This is a genomic window from Halomonas gemina, assembly GCF_023554995.1.
Lineage (GTDB): Bacteria > Pseudomonadota > Gammaproteobacteria > Pseudomonadales > Halomonadaceae > Halomonas > Halomonas gemina.
In genome coordinates, this window is the sequence record NZ_JAMJPK010000005.1 from 154,330 (window position 1) to 174,855 (window position 20,526).

Below are 20,526 nucleotides of genomic sequence, written 5' to 3' on the forward strand. Positions count from 1 at the left end.
TGGTTTCAATTATATCTAATTATTACAGCTATTTAAGCCGTATAGGTAGCGACAGGGTGTCGACAGGGGTTGGCAAGGTTAATCAACGGCGATATGTTGAGCAAAGCATAACAATCACTACGCGTGTTTCGAGGAGACCGCCATGCGCACTCGACCCCTGGTAGGCGTGATTGCCTGCCGGCGCGAGGTGGAAGGCCACCCCGCGCACATGGTCACCGACAAGTACCTCTCTGCCCTGCGCGACTATGGCCTGGCGCCGGTGATCCTGCCGGTGTGGGAGGACGCGGTCGAGGGCGAGCTGCTGGCATCGCTGGATGGCCTGCTGCTCACCGGCAGCTACACCAACGTCGAGCCGCAGCGTTACGGTGCCGAACGTGCGCCGGAGAACACCCGGGACGATACCCACCGCGATGCCGCGGCGCTCGGCTGGATTCCCGCCGCCCTGGACCTGGGGCTGCCGCTGCTGGGCATCTGTCGCGGCTTCCAGGAGCTCAACGTGGCCTTCGGCGGCACCCTTCACCAGGCCCTGCAGCAGGTCCCCGGGCGCCTCGACCACCGCGAGCCCGAGGGCGATCGCGACGCCAAGTATGCGCCCTCCCACGACCTGTCCATCCTGCCCGGGGGACGGCTCGCCGCGCTCCATCCCGAGTCGGCGTCCCGGGTCAACTCGCTGCACCAGCAGGGCATCGCCGAGCTGGGTCCGGGGCTCGTCGCCGAGGCCTTGGCCCCGGACGGCCAGATCGAGGCGATCTCGGTCGCCGGTGCGCCTGGCTTCGCCCTGGCGGTGCAGTGGCACCCCGAATGGAAGCCCCGTGAGCACCCGCTCTACGACGCCCTGTTCGGGGCCTTCGCCGCGGCTTGCCAGGCCCATCGCAGCGCCCGCATGCCGGTACCCGCCGTCGACGCCTGAGGCCGTCACCCCGATCCCGGAGAGCCATCATGTCGCATTCGCTTCAGGCACTGGACCGTGCCCACCACCTGCACCCCTTCACCGACTTCAAGGCGCTGGGCGAGGAGGGCAGCCGCATCATCGAGCGCGCCGAGGGGATCTACATCTACGACGCCGAGGGCCAGCGTATCCTCGACGGCATGGCGGGCCTGTGGTGCGTCAACCTGGGCTACGGGCGCGAGGAGTTGGTCGCGGCCGCCGCCGAGCAGATGCGCCGGCTGCCCTACTACAACAACTTCTTCAAGACCACGCACCCGCCGGCGGTGAAGCTCGCCGAGAGGCTCTGCGCGCTGGCGCCGGCGCACCTCAACCACGTCTTCTTCACCGGCTCCGGTTCCGAGGCCAACGACACCGTGCTGCGCATGGTGCGCCGCTACTGGGCGCTCGAGGGCAGGCCGGAGAAGCAGTGGATCATCGGCCGCGAGAACGGCTACCACGGCTCCACCGTGGCCGGCATGAGCCTGGGCGGCATGGCGCCGATGCACGACCAGGGCGGGCCCTGCGTACCGGGTATCACCCATGTGCGTCAGCCCTACTGGTTTGGCGAAGGGCGGTTTGGAGAGGGGCGTCCCGAGGGCCAGGATCCCGAGGCCTTCGGGCGGGAATGCGCGGCGGCCATCGAGGAGAAGATCTTGGAACTGGGCGAGGAGAACGTCGCGGCCTTTATCGCCGAGCCGGTGCAGGGCGCCGGTGGCGCCATCATGCCACCGGAAAGCTACTGGCCGGCGGTCAAGGCGGTGCTGGCGAAGTACGACATCCTGCTGGTGGTGGACGAGGTGATCTGCGGCTTCGGTCGCCTGGGCGAATGGTTCGGCAGCGTCCACTTTGATCTCGCCCCCGACCTGATGCCCATCGCCAAGGGGCTTTCCTCCGGCTACCTGCCGATCGGCGGGGTGCTGGTCGGCGACCGGGTCGCCGACACCCTGATCGAGGCGGGCGGCGAGTTCTTCCACGGCTTCACCTACTCGGGCCACCCGGTGTGTGCCGCGGTGGCGCTGAAGAACCTGGAGATCCTGGAGGCCGAGGGGGTGGTCGAGCGGGTGCGCGACGAACTGGGCCCCTACCTGGCCCAGCGCTGGGCCACGCTCGCCGACCATCCGCTGGTCGGCGAGGCCCGCTCGCTGGGACTGATGGGCGCCCTGGAGCTCATCGACCCGGCCAGCGGCGAGCGCTTCGACAAGGCCCTCGCCGCCGGCAACCTGTGCCGCGACATCAGCTTCCGCCGTGGCCTGGTGATGCGCTCGGTGGGTGATACGATGATCATCGCCCCGCCCCTGGTGATCACCCGCGAGCAGATCGATGAACTGGTGACCCTGGCCCGAGAGGCGCTGGACGAGACCGCCCGGCGCCTGTCGCCGAGGGTTGCCGACGAACCGCATACCGAGGAGAGACCCGCATGAGCCACCCCGCACCCCCCAAGACGCTGGCCGACTGGCAGGCCCTGGCCGCCGGCCTGACCCTCGAGTCGCGCGCCTTCATCGACGACGCCTTCGTCGAGGCCGCCAGCGGCGAGACCTTCGAGACAACGAACCCGGCCACCGGCGAGTTGCTGGCTCGGGTTGCCAGCTGCGACGGCCCCGACGCCGAGCTGGCGGTGGGGCACGCCCGGGCAGCCTTCGACCGGGGCGACTGGTCGCGCCTGGCGCCGGGGCGGCGCAAGAAGGTGCTGCTGCGCCTGGCCGACCTGATGGAGGCCAACAAGTACGAGCTGGCGCTGCTCGATACCCTGGACATGGGCAAACCGGTGAATAGCTCGCTGGGCGACATGGCCGGGGCCATCGGCTGCATCCGCTACCAGGCGGAGTGCATCGACAAGCTCTATGGCGAGGTGGCCCCCACCGGCGAGGAGACCCTGGCGCTGGTGCTGCGTGAGCCGCTGGGCGTGGTGGCCTCCATCGTGCCCTGGAACTTCCCGCTGATGATGACCGCCTGGAAGATCGCCCCGGCGCTGGCCGCCGGCAACAGCGTCATCCTCAAGCCCTCGGAGAAGTCGCCGCTCTCCGCGCTGCGCCTGGCCCAGCTGGCCCGAGAGGCGGGCCTGCCGCGTGGCGTCTTCCAGGTGCTGCCGGGCTTCGGCCACACCGTGGGCAAGGCGCTGGCGCTCTCCATGCAGGTCGACTGCCTGGCCTTCACCGGCTCCACCGGGGTGGGCAAGCAGCTGATGCAGTATGCCGGCCAGTCCAACCTCAAGCGGCTCTACCTGGAGTGCGGCGGCAAGAGCCCCAATCTGGTCTTCGCCGACTGCAAGGACCTGGACAGGGTCGCCTGCCATGCCGCCGAGGCGATCTTCCACAACCAGGGCGAGGTGTGTATCGCCGGTTCCCGCCTGCTGGTGGAGAACGCCATCCGCGAGACCTTCGTCGAGAAGGTGCTGGCTGCCGCCGAGGCGATGCAGCCCGGCGACCCGCTCGACCCCGAGAGCTTCATGGGAGCGATCGTCGATGACGCCCAGTACCGCCGCATCCTCGATTATGTCCGCCAGGGCGTCGAGGAGGGGGCCAGGTTGCGTTGCGGTGGCGAGGCGCTGGAGGGCAAGGGGCTTTTCATCCCGCCCACGGTGTTCGACGGCGTGACCCCGGCGATGGCCATCGGCCGCGAGGAGGTCTTCGGCCCGGTGCTCGCGGTGTTCGGCTTCGACAGCGAGGAGGAGGCCATCGCCATGGCCAACGACAGCGACTTCGGTCTGGCCGCCGGCCTGTGGAGCCAGGATATCGACCGCATCATGCGCGTGACGCGTCGGCTGGCCTCCGGCCAGGTGTTCGTCAACAACTGGGCCGGCGGCGACCAGACCATGCCCTTCGGCGGGGTCAAGCAGTCCGGCAACGGACGCGACAAGTCCCATCACTCCCTGGAGGAGTACTCCGACCTCAAGAGCGTCTGGATGTCGCTCAGTACCTGACCCGCGCTCCTCTGCATGAAAGCGGCGAGGCCGGCCCCCCGGGGTGCCGGCCTCGCCGCTTTCATGTACTGATATATCTAGTTGTAAAGCTATTGCATAGCTTTTTGCCGTCCGGAGGAGTAGCCTGAAGGGACATTCCCCGCAGGAGCCACCGCCATGTTCGATTTCCTCAAGAGCGACCCGTCGAAGAAGCTGCAGAAGACCTACGAGCAGAAGCTCGAGCAAGCCATGCTGGCCGCCCGCAATGGCGACATGCGCGCCAACGCCTCCCTGACCGAGGAGGCGGAGGCGCTGCGCGAGGAGATCGAGAAGCTGAAGTCGTCCTGAGGGACGGGTCAGAAGGTCCGCGCCGGGGTCGCGCAGCTGACCAGGCGGCAGGGCTCGCTGCCGGGGTTGCGGAAGCGGTGGGGGACGTTGGTCTCGAAGTAGTAGGCTTCGCCAGGGCCAAGCACGCGGGCGTCGGCGCCGATGGTGATCTCGATCTCGCCCTCCAGCACCACGCCGGCCTCCTCGCCCTGGTGGGCAATCATCTCGCGGCCGGTGTCGGCCCCGGGCGGATAGGTCTCGATCATGAAGCCCAGGGCGCGATCGCGGCGATCGGCGCCCACCAGCTTGTAGATGACGTCGCCCGAGCCCACGTCGGCCAGTTCCTCGGCCGAGTAGAACACCCGCCGGCCGTTCTCCAGGTCCATGGTGAAGAAGTCCCCGACGCTCATGGGAATGGCATCGAGGATCTTCTTCAGCGAGCTGACCGAGGGGCTTACCTTGCCCTGCTCGATCAGCGACAGGCTGGAGTGGGTGACCCCGCAGCGCTTGGCCAGCTCGCGCTGGGAGATGCCCTTCAGGGTGCGCAGGGCGCGCAGTCGTGCGCCGACATCATCCGACATCCGGTTCTCCTTCCCTCAGCGCGGGTTCAGCACAGCGCGTCGAGCTTCTCTTTCAGCAGCGCATTCACCTGCTGGGGGTTGGCGGTGCCCCGCGAGGCCTTCATCACCTGGCCGACGAAGTAGCCGATCATCTTGCCGCGCTTGTCGGCCTCGGCATCCCGATATTGCGCCACCTGGGCGGGGCTGTCGGCGATGACCCGGTCGATCATCGCCTCGATGGCGCCGGTGTCGGTGACCTGCTTGAGCCCCTTGGCCTCGATCACCTCGTCGGCGGACTGGCCCTCGCCGTTCCACAGCGCCTGGAAGACCTGCTTGGCAGCCTTGCCGTTGATGGTGTCATCCATCACCCGACTGACCAGCTCGCCGAGCTGGGTCGCCGAGACCGGGCTGTCCTGGATCGGCAGGCCCTCGCGGTTCAGGGCCCCGGAGAGCTCGCCCTGGACCCAGTTGGCGGCCAGCTTGGCATCGCCACAGACCTCCTTGACCGCCTCGAAGTACTCGGCCATCTCGCGGCTCGCCGAGAGCACGCCGGCGTCGTACGCGGAGAGCCCCAGCGCATCCTGGAAGCGGGCACGCTTGTCGGCGGGCAGCTCCGGCAGGTTGTCGCGCAGGTGGTCGACATAGGCCCGGTCGAGCACCACCGGCAGCAGGTCGGGGCAGGGGAAGTAGCGGTAGTCGTTGGCCTGCTCCTTGGTGCGCATGCTGCGCGTCTCGTTGCGCTCCGGGTCGAACAGGCGTGTCTCCTGGACTACCTCGCCGCCATCCTCGAGCAGCTCGACCTGGCGCTCCACCTCGAAGGCGATGGCGCGCTCGACGAAGCGGAAGGAGTTGACGTTCTTGATCTCGGCGCGGGTACCGAAGCTTGCCTGGCCCCGGGGGCGGACCGAGACGTTGACGTCGCAGCGCATCGAGCCTTCGGCCATGTTGCCGTCCGAGATGCCCAGGTAGGTGACGATGGAGTGGATCGCCTTGAGGTAGGCCGCGGCCTCCTTCGCCGAGCGCATGTCCGGCTCGGAGACGATCTCCAGCAGCGGGGTGCCGGCGCGGTTGAGGTCGATCCCGGTCATGCCGTGGAAGTCCTCGTGGAGCGACTTGCCGGCATCCTCCTCTAGGTGGGCGTGATGCACGCGGATGCGCTTGGTCGCGCCATCCTCCAGGGTGATCTCCACCTCGCCGGGACCGACGATGGGGTGATACATCTGGCTGGTCTGGTAGCCCTTGGGCAGGTCCGGGTAGAAGTAGTTCTTGCGGTCGAAGACCGAGACCTCGGGGATCTCGGCGTGGATCCCCAGCCCGAACTGCACGGCCATGGCCACCGCGGCCTCGTTGAGCACCGGCAGCACGCCGGGGAGGCCGAGGTCCACGGCGCAGGCCTGGCTGTTGGGTTCGGCGCCGAAGGCGGTGGAGGCGCCGGAGAAGATCTTCGATCGGGTGTCGAGCTGGACGTGGACCTCCAGCCCGATCACGGTTTCCCATTGCATCAGAGGGTCTCCTCGGCAAGCGCGGGACGACGCAGGTGCCAATCGGTGGCCTGCTGGAACTGGTGGGCGACGTTGAGCAGCCGCGCCTCGGCGAAGTGGGTGCCCAGTATCTGGAGCCCCACGGGGCGGTTGCCCACGAAGCCGGCCGGCACGCTGATGCCGGGGATGCCCGCCAGGTTGATGGCGATGGTGTAGATGTCCTGCAGGTACATCGAGACCGGGTCCTTCCTGGCGCCCAGGTCGAAGGCCGGGGTCGGCGAGGCGGGGCCCATCAGCACGTCGACCTCGTCGAAGGCATCCAGGAAGTCCTGGCGGATCAGCCGGCGGACCCGCTGGGCCTTCTTGTAGTAGGCATCGAAGAAGCCCTCGGAGAGGGTGTGGGTGCCCATCAGGATGCGCCGCTTGACCTCCTCGCCGAAGCCCTCGGCCCGTGAGCGCTTGTAGAGGTCGGTCAGGTCGGCGGGATTCTCGCAGCGGTGGCCGAAGCGCACCCCGTCGTAGCGCGCCAGGTTGGACGAGGCCTCCGCCGGGGCGATGACGTAGTAGGCCGGGATGGCGTAGTGGGTATGCGGCAGGCTCACCTCGCGCACCGTGGCCCCCAGCGACTCGTAGACGCCGATCGCCTCGCGCACGGCGCCCTCCACCGCGGGATCGAGGCCCTCGCCGAAGTACTCCCGGGGCAGGCCGATCTTGAGCCCGGCCAGGGGCGCATCGAGTTCTTCGGTGTAGTCGGGCACCCCGCGGGCCACGCTGGTGGAGTCGCGCGGGTCATGGCCGGCGATGGCGGTGAGCAGGCGGGCGCAGTCCTCGGCGGTGCGGGCCAGGGGGCCGGCCTGGTCGAGGCTCGAGGCGTAGGCGATGATGCCGTAGCGCGAGACCCGCCCGTAGGTGGGCTTGAGGCCGGTGATGCCGCAGAAGGCGGCCGGCTGGCGGATCGAGCCGCCGGTGTCGGTGCCCATGGCGGCGGGCACCAGGCCGGCGGCCACGGCGGCGGCACTGCCGCCGGAGCTGCCGCCCGGTACGGCATTCGGGTCCCAGGGGTTCTGTACCGGCCCGAAGAAGCTGTTCTCGTTGGAGGAGCCCATGGCGAACTCGTCCATGTTGGTCTTGCCCAGGCTCACGGTGCCGGCGGCCCTGAGCTTCTCGACCACGGTGGCGTCATAGGGGGCGACGAAGGTGTCGAGCATCTTCGAGCCGGCACTGGTCTTGACGCCCTCGGTGCAGAAGATGTCCTTCAGCGCCAGGGGCACGCCGGTCAGCGGGCCGGCGTTGCCGGCGGCGCGGGCGGCATCGGCCCGGTCGGCGGCATCGAGGGCCTGTTCGGCGGTCACGGTGATAAAGCTGTTGAGGTCACCGTCGAGGCGCTCGACACGCGCGAGCAGCGCCTGGGTGAGCTCGCGGCTGGAGAACTCGCCGGCGGCGAGGCCGGCGGCGAGTTCCGTCAGAGTCTTGTCATGCATGGGCCCTGGGCTCCGTGATGGCTTGCCGGAAACGGATGGGAGTGGCATGGGGCATTCGGCTCATTCGACGACCCGCGGGACCAGGTAGAGGCCCTGTTCCACCGCCGGGGCGCAGCGCTGGAAGCGGCTGCGCTGGTCGGTCTCGGTGACCTCGTCGGCGCGCAGCCGCTGGGTGGTCTCCAGGGGGTGGGCCAACGGCGCGACCCCTTCGGTGTCCAGGGTCTGGAGCTGGTCGACCATTGCCAGGATGCGGCCCAGGTCGTCCAGGTAGTGGGCGGCCTCGTCGTCGTCCAGGCCGAGCCGGGCCAGGTGGGCGGCCCTGAGAACGTCTGCGTGTTCAAGCGCCATGATCGGATGTCCTCGACAGGCAGTGGGGTCATGGAAATGACCGCAGAAGGTACCACATCCATCGCCTCGCTGGCAGGTCCGGGAATGCCGCACGCCGCGGGACTCTGCTTGCTGCTGGGGGGCCGCGGTGATACCGTTTGCGTCCGCACAGGGTTCCCGGACTGCACTAGGTAACGACTCCATGTTCAAACGCTTGAGGGGGCTGTTTTCCAGCGATCTATCGATCGATCTGGGGACGGCCAATACGCTGATCTATGTCCGCGGTCGCGGCATCGTGCTTAACGAGCCGTCGGTCGTGGCGATTCGCCAGTCCGGCAACATGCGCAGCGTGGCCGCGGTGGGGGCCGATGCCAAGCGCATGCTGGGTCGGACTCCCGGCAACATCACCGCCATCCGCCCGATGAAGGACGGCGTGATCGCCGACTTCACCGTCACCGAGCAGATGCTGCAGTACTTCATCCGCAAGGTGCACCAGAGCACCTTCCTGACGCCGAGCCCTCGCGTGCTGGTCTGCGTGCCCTGCATGTCGACCCAGGTCGAGCGCCGCGCCATCAAGGAGTCTGCCGAGGGTGCCGGGGCCCGCGAGGTGTTCCTGATCGAGGAGCCCATGGCGGCCGCCATCGGCGCCGGCCTGCCAGTGGAGGAGGCCCAGGGGTCGATGGTCGTCGACATCGGCGGCGGCACCAGCGAGATCGCCATCATCTCGCTCAACGGCGTGGTCTATTCGGAGTCCATCCGCGTCGGCGGCGACCGCTTCGACGAGGCGATCACCGCCTACGTGCGCCGCCACTATGGCAGCCTGATCGGCGAGGCCACCGCAGAGCGCATCAAGGAGGAGATCGGTTGCGCCTATCCGGGGGGCGAGCTGCGCGAGATCGACGTGCGCGGCCGCAACCTGGCCGAGGGCATCCCGCGCAGCTTTACCCTCAACTCCCACGAGATCCTCGATGCCCTCCAGGAGACCCTCGGCTCCATCGTCGCCGCGGTGAAGAGCGCGCTGGAGCAGTCGCCGCCGGAGCTCGCCTCGGATATCGCCGAGCGTGGTCTGGTGCTGACCGGTGGCGGGGCGCTGCTGCGCGACCTCGACAAGTTGATCGCCGAGGAGACCGGGCTGCCGGTGATCGTCGCCGAGGACCCGCTGACCTGCGTGGCCCGCGGTGGCGGCAAGGCCCTGGAGATGATCGACCAGCACACCTTCGAGCTGCTGTCCAGCGACTGACTCGGGGGGTGCCCTATCAAGCCGCTGTTCTCGCATGGACCGCTGCCGGGCTATCGCATCCTGCTGTGCGTGATCCTGGCGTCGGCGCTGATGTTCGCCGATACGCGCTTTACCCGTATGGAGCCCGTGCGGGCCCAGCTCTCCACCTTGGTGGCGCCCATTCAGTGGCTGGTCAGCCTGCCCAGCGACGTCCTCAACTGGGGCTCGCTGGCGCTCTCCGACCAGCGGGCCCTGGTGGACGAGAACCGCCGCCTGCGCGAGCAGATCCTGACGCTGTCCCACCGTGTGCAGCGCATGGCGAGCCTGACCGCCGAGAACGTGCGGCTGCGAGAGCTGCTTGCGGCCACCCGCCAGCGCGACATGCCCTACATCACCGCCGAGCTGCTGTCGCTGGACCCCGACCCCTTCACCCATCAGATGGTCATCGACCGCGGTCGCCGGGATGGCGTCTACGTCGGCCAGCCGGTGCTGGACGCCTCGGGGCTGGTCGGCCAGATCACCGCCACCTCCGCCTATTCCAGCCGGGTGCTGCTGCTGGCGGATGCGAGCCATGCCCTGCCGGTCCAGGTCAATCGCAACGGGCTGCGCTTCGTCCTCCAGGGGGCGGGCAGCTACGACGCCCTCGACGTCATGCATGTCCCCGACACGGCCGACATCCGCGAGGGCGACCTGCTGACCACCTCGGGGCTGGGCGGGCGCTTCCCGCCGGGCTACCCGGTGGCCAGGGTCTCGGCGGTGGTCCATGACCCGGGCCAGCCCTTCGCTCGGGTCACCGCCGCGCCCGTGGCCCAGCTGCAGCGTTCGCGGCACTTCCTGCTGCTCTTTCCGCCCGCGCCGCCCGCCGCGCCGCCCGCCGCGCCGCCCGAGGGGCAACTGGCGGCCCCGGCCCTCGAGGCGGCCCGCCGGGTCGGCTCGGCCGCAGCCGACGAGGAGACGCCCTGATGGCCACATCCCCGCCTGCCAACCTGCTGTGGATCTGGGTGACCCTGCTGCTTTCCCTGTGCCTGCAGGTGATGCCGCTGGCGGATGGCTGGCAGGTCTGGCGCCCCGACTGGCTGGGCCTGATGCTGATCTACTGGTGCATGCGCGAGCCGCTGCGGGTCGGCGTCTTCCACGGCTTCGTGCTGGGTCTTCTGTTGGATCTCATCGAGGGCGCGCCGCTGGGACAGAATGCCCTGCTGCTGTCGCTGCTGGCCTTCCTCTGCGCCCTGGTCTATGCGCGCTTCCGGGCCTATTCGCTGGTCCAGCAGGCGGTGCTGATCTTCGTGCTGCTGGGCATGGTCCAGCTCGCCGAACAGTGGCTCAGGGCCCTGTTCGGGCCCGTCTCGATGCACCTCTCCTTCTTGCTCTCCGCGCTGATCGGGGCGGTGCTCTGGCCCTGGCTGACCACGCTGTTCGAGGCGCTGAGACGCCGCCTCGCCCGCGACTGACCCGCATGCCCCCTGCCCCGGAGCTGCCATGACCCCCGATCCCGTGCTGTGCCTGGCCTCGGCTTCGCCGCGCCGCCGCGACCTGCTCGCCGCCATCGGCGTGGCGGCGGAGGTGCGCCCCGTGGACATCGACGAGACGCCGAGAGCCGGCGAGGCCGCACCCGACTATGTGGTTCGCCTGGCCCGGGAGAAGGCGCTGGCCGGTGCCCGTCTCTCCGCGCTCCCCGCCCTGGGGTCGGATACCGCCGTGGTCAGCGACGGCGCGATCCTCGGCAAGCCGGCGGGGCGAGAGCAGGCCGCGGCCATGCTGCGCCGGCTTGCCGGCCGTGCCCACGAGGTGCTCACCGGGGTGGCGGTCACCGGCCCCGCCGGGCTGCTGACGGCCTGCGTGACCACCCGCGTCTTCTTGCGCGAGATCAGCAACGCGGAGCTCGCCGCCTACTGGGCCACCGGGGAGCCGGCGGACAAGGCCGGGGGCTATGCCATCCAGGGCCTGGCGGCGGTGTTTGTCGAGCATATCGAGGGCAGCTACTCGGCCGTGGTGGGGCTGCCGCTCTTCGAGACCGCCGAGCTGCTGGCCCGGCAGGGCGTGCCGCTCTGGAACGGGGCGCTCCAGAGCGGGCCTATGTCATAATGGCCGCAGACTTTTCTGGACAAGGATTTCCGCATGAGCGGTGAAGTACTCATCAACCTGACGCCTATGGAAACCCGTGTCGCCGTGGTGGAGAACGGCGTGCTGCAGGAGGCCTTCATCGAGCGGGCCCGGCGCCGCGGCATCGTCGGCAACATCTACAAGGGCAAGGTGGTGCGCGTACTGCCGGGCATGCAGGCCGCCTTCGTCGACATCGGCCTGGACCGTGCCGCCTTCATTCACGCCCACGAGGTGATGGCCCCCGGCACGCCGGCCGACGAACAGGTCTCCATCTCGCAGCTGCTCCATGAGGGCCAGGCCCTGGTGGTGCAGGTGACCAAGGACCCGATCGGTTCCAAGGGCGCGCGGCTGACCACCCACCTCTCGGTGCCCTCGCGCTACCTGGTCTACATGCCCGATTCGCCTCACCACGGGGTCTCCCAGCGCATCGAGGACGAGATGGAGCGCGAGCGCCTGCGCGGCCTGGTTGAGGCGGCCGGCTCCGAGCAGCAGCTGGAAGTGAGCGGCGGCTTCATCGTGCGTACCGCCGCCGAGGGCGTCGGCGTCGAGGAGCTCGCCGCCGACATGCACTTCCTGCTGCGCCTGTGGCGACGGGTCAGCGAGCGCAAGGTGACCGCGCCGGCCCCCAGCGTGGTCTATGACGACCTCCCGCTGTTCATGCGTACCCTGCGCGACGTGATGCGCGACGACATCGAGAAGGTGCGCATCGACTCCCGGGAGAACTACGTCAAGCTGATCGAGTTCGCCCAGGAGTTCATGCCCGCGGCGGTGGAGCGCATCGAGCACTATGCCGGCGAGCGGCCGATCTTCGACCTGTTCAGCGTCGAGGACGAGATCCACAAGGCGCTGGGGCGCAAGGTGCAGCTCAAGTCGGGGGGGTATCTGGTCATCGACCCCACCGAGGCGATGACCACCATCGATGTTAACACCGGCGGCTACGTGGGCCATCGCAACCTCGAGGAGACGATCTTCAAGACCAACCTCGAGGCCGCCACCGCCATCGCCCGCCAGCTGCGGCTGCGTAACCTCGGCGGCATCATCATCATCGACTTCATCGACATGGACGACCCGGAGCACCAGCGCCAGGTGCTGCGCATGCTCGAGAAGTCGCTGGAGCGCGACCACGCCAAGACCAAGTGCACCGGTGTCACCGAACTGGGCCTCGTCCAGCTGACCCGCAAGCGCACCCGGGAGAGCCTGGAGCAGACGCTGTGCGAGCCCTGTCCGACCTGCACGGGTCGCGGTACCCTCAAGACCCCGGAGTCGGTCTGCTACGAGATCTTCCGCGAGATCCTGCGCGAGGACCGGGCCTACAGCGCTGAGACTTATGCTGTGCTGGCCTCCCAGGCGGTGGTGGATCGCCTGCTCGACGAAGAGTCCGCCGCGGTGGCCGACCTGGAGGAGTTCATCGGCAAGCCGATCCGCTTCCAGGTGGAGACCCACTACTCCCAGGAGCAGTACGATATCGTGCTGATGTGAGCCCATGTCCCCGACCCGCCTGGTCTCTCGCTGGCTGTTGACCCTGGTGGCGCTGCTGCTGGCGCTGCTGGCAGTGCTGACCCTGGTGCTACGCCTGCTGCCGGTGCTGCTCGAGGAGCAGGGCCCGCGACTCGAGCGCCTGCTCTCGGCGCGCTTCAATGCGGTGGTGGAGCTGGACGACCTGACGGCCGGCCTGCAGCGCTATGACCCCCACCTGGCGATCGACGGCCTGCAGATCCGTTCGCGAGAGGGGCTGGGGCATATTCTGCTGCTCGAGGTGGAGCAGGCGCAGCTACGCCTGGACAGCCTCGCCAGCCTGGCCGCCGGCGTACCCCTGGTGGCCGACGCCCGGGTGACGGGCGTGACCGTGCACCTTTACCAGGACGATGCCGGGCGCTGGCACTGGCCGGCCCCTGCGGAGCTTCCCCCCGAGTTGGTTCCCGAGACCGCCTTCGACCTCGACCGCCTCGACTTCTGGGTCGGCATGCTGCTGCGCCAGAGCGCCTGGGTCGAGGAGGTCAGCCTGGTGCTGCATGGCCAGAAGACACGCGCCGTGCTCAAGGCGCCCCGCCTGGTGATGACGGGGGATGCGCGCCGCACCCACCTGGAGGGCGAGGTGCTGGTGGAGGGGCAGCGGGAGCAGGCCATCCGGGCGGTGATGGAGCTGGTCCCCGGGCCCTCCGGGCTGAGCGACTTCAGTGCGGCCCTGCAGGCCGAGATGCAGCTCGACAGCCTGCTGGGACTCTCCGAGGTGCTGGGCTATGGCGACGCCCTGCGCCTGGAGGCCGCCAGTGGCGAGGCGCGCCTCTGGGGCCGCTGGCATGCTGGCCGCCTCGCCGACCTGCGCCTCGACCTCGACGCGCCTCTGCTGGCCCTTGCCGAGCCCGAGTCGGCCGCCGACGAGGCGTCATCCCCGGCCATCGTGCTCAACCGGGTGACGGCCCGCGGCCAGTGGCTGCGCGAGGCATCGGGCTGGCAGGCCTGGCTCGAGGGCGATGCGCGCAGTGCCGACTGGGCCCGTCCGGAAGGGAATGGTGAGGTGGCCACGGGACCGGCCGTGCCACATTACTGGCATGCCCGCAGCCGCGACGATGGCTGGTGGCTCAACACCAGCGAGTTCGACCTTGGTGCCCTGGCCGCCTGGCGCGACCGGTTGCCGCTGCCGGAGGCCCTGGCGCGGGTGATCGACAGCCTGGACCCGCGCGGACGGGTCACCGGCCTGGGGCTCGGCCGGGAGGGCAGCAACTGGGTCGCCCGGGCGTCGGCCTCCGAGGTGGCGGTCTCTCCCTGGCAGCATGCCCCCGGGGGCGGCCCCCTGGATGTCTGGGTGACCTCGCGGGACCTCAGGGGCCATGTCGAGTTCGCCGGCCGCGACAGTCGGCTGCACTTTCCCCGGGTGTTCGGCCCGCCCATGGCACTCTCCCGGGCCAGTGGCGTGATCGACTGGGCCTATGATGGCCCACGCAGCTTCATCAGCGGGCGCGAGCTCGAGGTCGTCTGGAACGGGGCCCGGGTCGAGGGGGGCTTCGGGCTCTCGGTGGGCGGTGGCCAGCGCGGCGGCTTCGGTCTCCAGCTCGACTTGCACGACGTGGATGCCATCGAGACTCCCCTGATCGACTGGCTGCCGGTGGGCATACTGGGGCCGGAGCTCGCCGACTGGCTGGCCGGTGGGGTGGCCGGCCGCGTGCCCGAGGGCGCGCTGCGCCTCCATGTGCCCCTGGCCCGTGAGGGCGTGAAGATCGAGCCGGCCCTGCAGCTGGCCCTGGCGGTAGAGGAGGGGCGACTACCCTTCGCGCCCGGGTGGCCGGCCCTCGAGGAGGTCAGTGGGCGGCTGCGGATGGCCGACGGGATCCTGACCGCGGAGGTGGACCGCGCCGAGAGCCTGGGCGTCGAGGCGCGTGCCGGCGAGGTGCGCCTGGCGGACGAGCGGCTCGCGGTCAGTGGTGAGCTCGAGGCCTCCGCCGAGGCGCTGCGCAGCTACCTGATGGCGCTGCCCGTCGACGGCATGGCGGCGGTGGAGGCGTGGCAGGGCGAGGGCCGGGCGTCCGGCACCCTGGATCTGGCCCTGACCCTGGGCGAGCCCGGCTCCCTGGCGCTGGACATCGCCACCGAGGCGGACTTCCCGAGGCTCGTCCATGCCCCCCTGGAGCTGGCGTTCCGTGACCTCCAGGGCCCGCTCGCCTGGCGTCAGCGCGGCGAGGAGGGGGGCCTGGAAGGACGTCTGACCGGGCGACTGCTGGGCGGGCCCGTGCGCAGCGAGATCGATACCCTCGGCGGCGGGCTCGACCTCGCCGGCACGGCCGAGGCACAGGCCATCGCCGAGTGGGGCGGCATGCCGGGCCTCGGCGGCCTGATCGAGGGGCAGCTGCCCTGGCAGGGGCGCCTGGCGATCGGTGACGAGGGCGCCTCGCTGCGCCTCGACAGCGGCCTGGAGGGGCTGGCCATCGCCCTGCCCGAGCCGCTGGGCAAGCGCCGCGAGGCACGCCTCCCCCTGCAGCTGACCTTCGATCTGGCCGAGGGCCGCCTCGATGGCCGGCTGGGCGACCGGCTGGGCCTGCGCTGGCGCGAGCTGGACGGTGGTGCCTCCGGGCAGGGGCAGGCATGGCTGGGGCGCCGGCCGGACGCCTGGCCCCGCGGGCCCGGCTGGAGCGTCACGGCCTACCAGCCGCGCCTGGCGGTGGCCGACTGGGCCCGCGCGCTGTCGCCGTTGATCTCGTCGCGCGACAGCGGCCAGGGGGGCAGCGCCGCCCCGGCAGCGCTCTCCTCGCTGGCCATCGAGACCGATTGCCTGCAGGTGCAGTCACGCTGCCTGGGCTCGCTGGTCGTGGAGGGCGGCGCCCGGGGCGGGGGCTGGGAGCTGGCCCTGGACGGCAGCCTGGCCAGCGGGCGGCTGTCGTACCGGCCTTCCCTGGGGGAGCCCCTGGATATCGCCCTGGACCGCCTGTCGCTGGATGCCCTGGTGCCGCCGGCCAGCGGCAGCGGCCAGCTGCTGGACGAGCTCGATGTGCCACCCGAGGCGACCCCGCTGCCGGAGGGCCTCGCGTCCTTGCCGGACGGCCGGCTGCGGGTCGCCGAGATCGCCTGGCAGGGGCAACGCCTCGGCCCCTTCAACGGACGCTGGCGGTCGTCGGCCGACCGGCTGGTGGTCGACCCTCTGGGCCTGACGCTGGGCCAGATCAGCGCCCATGGCAACCTGGTGTGGGAGGCGAGCGGGGCCGGCGACAGCCTGACCCGGGCGCGGCTTGACCTGGACGGCCGGGACCTGGGCACGGCCCTGGCGGTGCTTGGCCAGCCGGTGGCCGTGCGCAGCGCCGAGACCCGGGTGACGAGCCAGCTCGCCTGGCCGGGTGCCCCCTGGCACTTCGCCCTGGCCCGCTCCCGGGGCAGCCTCGAGGTGGCGCTGCGCGACGGGCGCTTCGTCAACATCGAGTCGCCCTCGGCGCGGGTCGTCGGCCTGCTCAACGTCGACAACCTGCTGCGCCGGCTGCGGCTCGACTTCTCCGATGTCACCGGCCAGGGGACCGCCTTCGATCGTGTCACCGGTGCCGCTACCCTGTATGGTGGAGTGCTGGAAACCCGCGGTCCGGTGGAGATCGAGGGGCCGGCGACCCGCTTCACCCTGGAGGGCAGCGTCGACCTGGCGCGACGGGAACTCGACCAGCGCCTGGCCGTCACAGTGCCGGTGAGCAGCAACCTGCCGCTGGCGGCGGTACTGGCCGGCGCCCCGGTGGTTGGCGGTGCCCTGTTCCTCGCCGACAAGCTGTTCGGCGACGTCATCGACCGCGTGACCCGAATCCACTACCGCGTGCAGGGCCCCTGGACCTCGCCGCGGATCTCTCTGGAAAGTGCCGAATGACATCACAGACTCACGCCATGCTCGACGAGGCTTCTGGACTGCTGCTGACGCCCGGCGGCCTCGACCTCGCGGCCCTGGATGACGGGCTTGGCCACGCCATGGGCCCGGGCATCGACTATGCCGACCTCTACTTCCAGCGCAGCTGGCACGAGGGCTGGGTGCTGGAGGACGGCGAGGTCAAGGAGGCCAGCTACAACATCGACGGCGGCGTCGGGGTGCGCGCCCTGGCCGGCGAGAAGACCGGCTTTGCCTACTCCAACCAGATCACCGCCGATGCCCTGGCCGAGACCGGACGCACCGCCGCCGGCATCGTGCGCCGCGGCGAGCGGCGGGTGGTGGCGCCGGGCGTGGCCATGGCCGGCCAGGCGCGCTATGCCGGGGTCGACCCGCTCACCGGCCTCAGTGCCGAGGACAAGATCGCCATGCTCAAGCTCGCCGACCGGGTGGCCCGGGCGGCGGACCCCTCGGTGGCCCAGGTCAGCGCCTCGCTCACCGGGGTCCACGAGGTGGTGCTGGTGCGCGCCAGCGACGGCACCCTGGCGGCGGACATCCGCCCCCTGGTGCGCTTCAACGTCAGCGTGATCGCGGTGCGGGGCGGGCGCCGCGAGCGAGGCAGTGCCGGCGGTGGCGGCCGCTACGCCATGGCGCGGCTGCGCGACGAGAACGTCGCCGAGCGCTACGCCCGGGAGGCGGTGAGGCAGGCGCTGGTCAATCTGGAGGCCGTCGAGGCGCCGGCCGGCCAGATGCCGGTGGTGCTGGGCCCGGGCTGGCCGGGCATCCTGCTCCACGAGGCGGTGGGCCATGGCCTGGAGGGGGACTTCAATCGCAAGGGTAGCTCGGCCTTCGCTGGGCGGATCGGCCAGCGGGTCGCCTCGCGCGGCGTCACCGTGGTCGACGATGCCACCCTCGCCGACCGTCGCGGTTCGCTCTCCGTCGACGACGAGGGGACCCCCGGCCAGAGCACCACGCTGATCGAGGACGGCATCCTGACCGGCTACATGCAGGACAAGCTCAATGCACGGCTGATGGGCATGGCGCCGACCGGCAACGCGCGGCGCGAGTCCTTCGCCCACCTGCCGATGCCGCGCATGACCAACACCTACATGCGCGCCGGCAGCGACGACCCGGCGGACATCTTGAAGAGTGTGAAACGCGGCCTCTATGCGGTGAGCTTCGGCGGCGGCCAGGTGGACATCACCTCCGGCAAGTTCGTCTTCTCGGCAAGCGAGGCCTACCTGATCGAGGACGGCCGGATCACTGCGCCGGTGAAGGGCGCGACCCTGATCGGCAACGGCCCCGAGGCCATGGGCCGGGTCTCGATGATCGGCCACGACATGGAACTCGACACCGGCATCGGCGTCTGCGGCAAGGAGGGGCAGGGCGTGCCGGTGGGCGTGGGCCAGCCGACACTCAAGCTCGACGAGCTGACCGTGGGCGGGACCCAGTCCTGAGGCAGACGGGGCTATTGTCGCTGCGTGAAGCGAGGGGCGCCGGGGGCAGGCCGAAGAGGAGGCCCTACGCCAGGGAAGGCGTCGGTAGCGTACAAGGAAGTATTCACAGCGCCTCCTTGACGGTCCGGCGCTCCGGGGCCTGCCGGCGGATCAGCCCCGAGCAGTGTCAGGCTTATAATCCTGCGGTGTCGCGTATCAGCCGGAACAGTCGGCGGGCGTTGGTCGGCGGCTTGCCCTGCTCCCGTTCGCGGCGGGCATTGCGGATCAGCTGGCGCAGGGCCTGGCGGTCGACCTCGGGGAACTCGCTGACGAAGGCCTCCACGGCCTCGTCGCCCTCGGCGATCAGCCGGTCGCGCCACGCCTCCAGGCGGTGGAAGGCATGGTCACGGCGCAGGGTCTCGTTCTCGATCTCGTCGAATACCGCCTGGATGCCGTCGAGGTCCTCGCCGCGCATCAGCTTGCCGACGTACTGCATGTGCCGCCGGCGGGCCTCGCGGGCCTTGATGCGTCCCGCCTCCTCGACGGCCCGCAGCAGGTCGTCGGAGAGCGGGAAGCGGGCGCGCTGGGCATCGCTCATGGCGATGATCTGCTCGCCGAGCTGCTGCAGGGCCTGCATCTCGCGCTTGAGCTGGGACTTGCTGGGCCGCTCGTCGGCCGGGGAGAGGTCATCCTGGGTCATGCCGGTTCCACTTCCGTCGGGATCGAATTGCGCACCAGTATATCAGCCCGCAACACGGGGCTGGACAATGCACCATCGACAGGGCCGGCCCGCTGGCCGGCCGAGTGAGGAGAGACGTTCATGACACAGGCTTTCGATGCCGCCGCGCAGCAGACCCTGCTGGAGAGTCGCGCCCGGATGGCCCTGGAACTGGCCCGTCGTCTGGGGGCCGATGCCTGCGAGATAGGGGCGAGCGTCGACCAGGGCGTCGGCGTCAGTGTCCGCGAGGGCGAGGTGGAAACGGTCGAGCTGTCCCGCGACCAGGGGATCGCCGTGACCGTCTATGTCGGGCAGCGCAAGGGCAGTGCCTCCTCCAGCGACGCCGGCGAGGCCTCGGTGCGTGTTGTGGTCGAGAAGGCGCTGGCGATCGCCCGTCACACCGGCGAGGACCCGGCCTCGGGGCTGGCCGATGCGCGCCTCATGGCCACCGAGCTGCCGGACCTCGATGTCCACCATCCCTGGCCGCTCTCCATCGACGAGGCCACCGACCTGGCGCTGCGCTGCGAGTCGGCCGGTCGAGGCATGGCGGGCATCCGGAGTTCCGACGGGGCCAGCCTCTCCAGCGGCGAGGGGGTGCGCGTCTACGCCAACAGCCATGGCTTCCTGGGCAGCCAGTGCGGCAGCCGCCACTCGCTCTCCTGCATGTTGATCGCCGAGGACGAGAACGGCATGCAGCGCGACTACGACTACACCAGCGCCCGTGCGCCCCGCGATATGGCCGCCGCCGAGACGGTGGGCGAGAGTGCCGCCCGGCGCACCCTGCGGCGCCTGGGCGCCCGGCGCCCGGCCACCGGGCGGATGCCGGTGCTCTTCGACCCGACTCTCGCCGCTGGCCTGGTCGGCCACCTGATGGGGGCGATCGCCGGTGGCGCCCTCTATCGCCAGGCCTCCTTCCTGTGCGATCGGCTGAACACCCCTCTCTTCCCCGAGTGGTTCAGCCTCGGCGAGCGGCCCATGGAGGTCGGTGCCATGGCGAGCTCGCCGTTCGACGGCGACGGCGTGCAGACCCGCGACAATGTCTTCGTGCGCGACGGCCGCCTGGCGAGCTACATGCTCTCGGCCTACAGTGCCCGGCGGCTGGGCCTCGAGACCACCGGCAATGCCGGGGGTGCCCGCAACCTGCGCCTCAGCGCACCGCTGGAGAGCCGTGAGGCGTTGCTCGCCCGCATGGGCCGCGGCGTGCTGGTCACCGAGCTGATGGGGCAGGGGGTCAACGGCGTGACCGGCGACTACTCCCGCGGCGCCGCCGGCTTCTGGGTCGAGGATGGCGAGATCCGCCATCCGGTGGAGGAGTTCACCATCGCCGGTAACCTGGAGACGATGTTCCGTGGGCTGGTCGGCGTCGGTGACGATACCGATACCCGCGGCAGCATCCATACCGGCAGCTGGCTGGTCGACGAGATGATGGTGGCCGGCAGCTGAAGGCGTCAGCCGTCCTCGTCGAAGCGGGCCTCGAAGAGGCGGGTGATCGCCTCGAGGGCTGCGTCGGCGTCCTCTCCCTCGGCACAGACCTCGAGCTCGGTGCCACAGGGGGCGGCAAGGATCAGCAGTGACATGATGTTGCCGGCGTCGGCCTGCTGCTCACCGCGGCATACGGTGACCCGGGCGTCGAAGGGTTGGCAGCATTGCACCAGCTTGGTGGCGGCGCGGGCATGCAGGCCGCGCCGGTTGGTCAGGGTCAGCTTGCGACTCGGCAC

18 protein-coding genes are annotated in these 20,526 nt (G+C 70.1%); 12 read left to right on the forward strand and 6 right to left on the reverse strand.

All coding sequences use genetic code 11. The annotated features are described in order from the left end of the window. The first annotated feature begins 142 nt into the window (after positions 1–142). The 4 genes from M8009_RS12195 (at position 143) to M8009_RS12210 (ending at position 4,175) form a co-directional block, all read left to right on the forward strand. Complete coding sequence (locus tag M8009_RS12195) at positions 143–910, forward strand: gamma-glutamyl-gamma-aminobutyrate hydrolase family protein (protein ID WP_250061478.1); 768 nt, start codon at positions 143–145, stop codon at positions 908–910. A gap of 29 nt (positions 911–939) precedes the next feature. Beyond that, positions 940–2,349, forward strand: a complete 1,410-nt coding sequence (locus M8009_RS12200) for an aspartate aminotransferase family protein (RefSeq protein WP_250061480.1) — start codon at positions 940–942, stop codon at positions 2,347–2,349. Next, positions 2,346–3,848, forward strand: a complete 1,503-nt coding sequence (locus M8009_RS12205) for an aldehyde dehydrogenase (protein WP_250061482.1) — start codon at positions 2,346–2,348, stop codon at positions 3,846–3,848. The genes M8009_RS12200 and M8009_RS12205 overlap by 4 nt, the downstream gene beginning before the upstream one ends. A 156-nt stretch (positions 3,849–4,004) precedes the next feature. Next, positions 4,005–4,175: a DUF6435 family protein gene (locus M8009_RS12210; RefSeq protein ID WP_250061491.1), complete on the forward strand. Its 171-nt coding sequence runs from the start codon at positions 4,005–4,007 to the stop codon at positions 4,173–4,175. Between the two features lie 8 nt (positions 4,176–4,183). Here the strand turns inward: M8009_RS12210 and M8009_RS12215 are convergent, their stop codons facing one another. From M8009_RS12215 to gatC, 4 genes are read right to left on the reverse strand one after another with little or no spacing between them, the layout of a single operon-like run. Beyond that, a complete protein-coding gene (locus tag M8009_RS12215) occupies positions 4,184–4,735 on the reverse strand; it encodes a cupin domain-containing protein (RefSeq protein WP_250061493.1) in 552 nt (183 codons plus the stop codon). A gap of 26 nt (positions 4,736–4,761) precedes the next feature. After that, positions 4,762–6,216 carry an Asp-tRNA(Asn)/Glu-tRNA(Gln) amidotransferase subunit GatB gene (gatB, locus tag M8009_RS12220; protein ID WP_250061495.1) on the reverse strand — a complete coding sequence of 485 codons (1,455 nt, stop codon included), beginning with the start codon at positions 6,214–6,216 and terminating at the stop codon, positions 4,762–4,764. After that, on the reverse strand, positions 6,216–7,676 hold the full coding sequence (gatA, locus tag M8009_RS12225) for an Asp-tRNA(Asn)/Glu-tRNA(Gln) amidotransferase subunit GatA (RefSeq protein ID WP_250061497.1): 1,461 nt from the start codon (positions 7,674–7,676) through the stop codon (positions 6,216–6,218). Before gatA ends, gatB begins: the two co-directional genes overlap by 1 nt. Positions 7,677–7,736: 60 nt before the next feature. Beyond that, positions 7,737–8,024 carry an Asp-tRNA(Asn)/Glu-tRNA(Gln) amidotransferase subunit GatC gene (gene gatC, locus M8009_RS12230; protein ID WP_089710449.1) on the reverse strand — a complete coding sequence of 96 codons (288 nt, stop codon included), beginning with the start codon at positions 8,022–8,024 and terminating at the stop codon, positions 7,737–7,739. A gap of 181 nt (positions 8,025–8,205) precedes the next feature. Here gatC and M8009_RS12235 point away from each other — a divergent pair, with 181 nt between their 5' ends. The 7 genes from M8009_RS12235 to tldD are packed head-to-tail and all read left to right on the forward strand — an operon-like array spanning position 8,206 to position 18,111. Further along, the gene (locus tag M8009_RS12235) at positions 8,206–9,243 is read left to right on the forward strand and encodes a rod shape-determining protein (protein WP_250061499.1); all 1,038 of its coding nucleotides are present in this window, start codon (positions 8,206–8,208) and stop codon (positions 9,241–9,243) included. 57 nt (positions 9,244–9,300) lie between these two features. Beyond that, on the forward strand, positions 9,301–10,185 hold the full coding sequence (mreC, locus tag M8009_RS12240) for a rod shape-determining protein MreC (protein WP_250061923.1): 885 nt from the start codon (positions 9,301–9,303) through the stop codon (positions 10,183–10,185). After that, positions 10,185–10,673, forward strand: a complete 489-nt coding sequence (mreD, locus tag M8009_RS12245; protein WP_250061500.1) for a rod shape-determining protein MreD — start codon at positions 10,185–10,187, stop codon at positions 10,671–10,673. Before mreC ends, mreD begins: the two co-directional genes overlap by 1 nt. 28 nt (positions 10,674–10,701) lie before the next feature. After that, the gene (locus M8009_RS12250; RefSeq protein ID WP_250061502.1) at positions 10,702–11,307 is read left to right on the forward strand and encodes a Maf family protein; all 606 of its coding nucleotides are present in this window, start codon (positions 10,702–10,704) and stop codon (positions 11,305–11,307) included. A gap of 33 nt (positions 11,308–11,340) precedes the next feature. Further along, on the forward strand, positions 11,341–12,804 hold the full coding sequence (gene rng, locus M8009_RS12255) for a ribonuclease G (RefSeq protein WP_250061504.1): 1,464 nt from the start codon (positions 11,341–11,343) through the stop codon (positions 12,802–12,804). Positions 12,805–12,808: 4 nt separating this feature from the next. Beyond that, a complete protein-coding gene (locus tag M8009_RS12260) occupies positions 12,809–16,660 on the forward strand; it encodes a YhdP family phospholipid transporter (protein WP_250061506.1) in 3,852 nt (1,283 codons plus the stop codon). Beyond that, positions 16,657–18,111 carry a metalloprotease TldD gene (gene tldD / locus M8009_RS12265; RefSeq protein WP_250061508.1) on the forward strand — a complete coding sequence of 485 codons (1,455 nt, stop codon included), beginning with the start codon at positions 16,657–16,659 and terminating at the stop codon, positions 18,109–18,111. Before M8009_RS12260 ends, tldD begins: the two co-directional genes overlap by 4 nt. 172 nt (positions 18,112–18,283) lie before the next feature. Here tldD and yjgA read toward each other — a convergent pair whose 3' ends face one another. Beyond that, positions 18,284–18,790, reverse strand: coding sequence for a ribosome biogenesis factor YjgA (gene yjgA / locus M8009_RS12270; RefSeq protein WP_250061510.1), 507 nt, complete (start codon positions 18,788–18,790; stop codon positions 18,284–18,286). A 120-nt stretch (positions 18,791–18,910) separates the two neighbouring features. On the opposite strand from yjgA, the gene pmbA reads away from it, so the two are divergent. Next, complete coding sequence (pmbA, locus tag M8009_RS12275) at positions 18,911–20,251, forward strand: metalloprotease PmbA (RefSeq protein WP_250061512.1); 1,341 nt, start codon at positions 18,911–18,913, stop codon at positions 20,249–20,251. 5 nt (positions 20,252–20,256) lie between these two features. On the opposite strand, the gene M8009_RS12280 is transcribed toward pmbA, so the two are convergent. Beyond that, positions 20,257–20,526 (reverse strand): HPr family phosphocarrier protein, encoded by a 270-nt coding sequence (locus M8009_RS12280; protein WP_250061514.1) that lies wholly within the window; start codon positions 20,524–20,526, stop codon positions 20,257–20,259.

Excerpts from the sequence above, each read along its gene's own strand:
- M8009_RS12195 (WP_250061478.1), top strand. The coding sequence starts at position 143 with ATGCGCACTCGACCCCTGGTAGGCGTGATTGCCTGCCGGCGCGAGGTG.
- M8009_RS12200 (WP_250061480.1), top strand. The coding sequence starts at position 940 with ATGTCGCATTCGCTTCAGGCACTGGACCGTGCCCACCACCTGCACCCC.
- M8009_RS12205 (WP_250061482.1), top strand. The coding sequence starts at position 2,346 with ATGAGCCACCCCGCACCCCCCAAGACGCTGGCCGACTGGCAGGCCCTG.
- M8009_RS12210 (WP_250061491.1), top strand. The coding sequence starts at position 4,005 with ATGTTCGATTTCCTCAAGAGCGACCCGTCGAAGAAGCTGCAGAAGACC.
- M8009_RS12215 (WP_250061493.1), bottom strand. The coding sequence starts at position 4,735 with ATGTCGGATGATGTCGGCGCACGACTGCGCGCCCTGCGCACCCTGAAG.
- gatB (WP_250061495.1), bottom strand. The coding sequence starts at position 6,216 with ATGCAATGGGAAACCGTGATCGGGCTGGAGGTCCACGTCCAGCTCGAC.
- gatA (WP_250061497.1), bottom strand. The coding sequence starts at position 7,676 with ATGCATGACAAGACTCTGACGGAACTCGCCGCCGGCCTCGCCGCCGGC.
- gatC (WP_089710449.1), bottom strand. The coding sequence starts at position 8,024 with ATGGCGCTTGAACACGCAGACGTTCTCAGGGCCGCCCACCTGGCCCGG.
- M8009_RS12235 (WP_250061499.1), top strand. The coding sequence starts at position 8,206 with ATGTTCAAACGCTTGAGGGGGCTGTTTTCCAGCGATCTATCGATCGAT.
- mreD (WP_250061500.1), top strand. The coding sequence starts at position 10,185 with ATGGCCACATCCCCGCCTGCCAACCTGCTGTGGATCTGGGTGACCCTG.
- M8009_RS12250 (WP_250061502.1), top strand. The coding sequence starts at position 10,702 with ATGACCCCCGATCCCGTGCTGTGCCTGGCCTCGGCTTCGCCGCGCCGC.
- rng (WP_250061504.1), top strand. The coding sequence starts at position 11,341 with ATGAGCGGTGAAGTACTCATCAACCTGACGCCTATGGAAACCCGTGTC.
- M8009_RS12260 (WP_250061506.1), top strand. The coding sequence starts at position 12,809 with ATGTCCCCGACCCGCCTGGTCTCTCGCTGGCTGTTGACCCTGGTGGCG.
- tldD (WP_250061508.1), top strand. The coding sequence starts at position 16,657 with ATGACATCACAGACTCACGCCATGCTCGACGAGGCTTCTGGACTGCTG.
- yjgA (WP_250061510.1), bottom strand. The coding sequence starts at position 18,790 with ATGACCCAGGATGACCTCTCCCCGGCCGACGAGCGGCCCAGCAAGTCC.
- pmbA (WP_250061512.1), top strand. The coding sequence starts at position 18,911 with ATGACACAGGCTTTCGATGCCGCCGCGCAGCAGACCCTGCTGGAGAGT.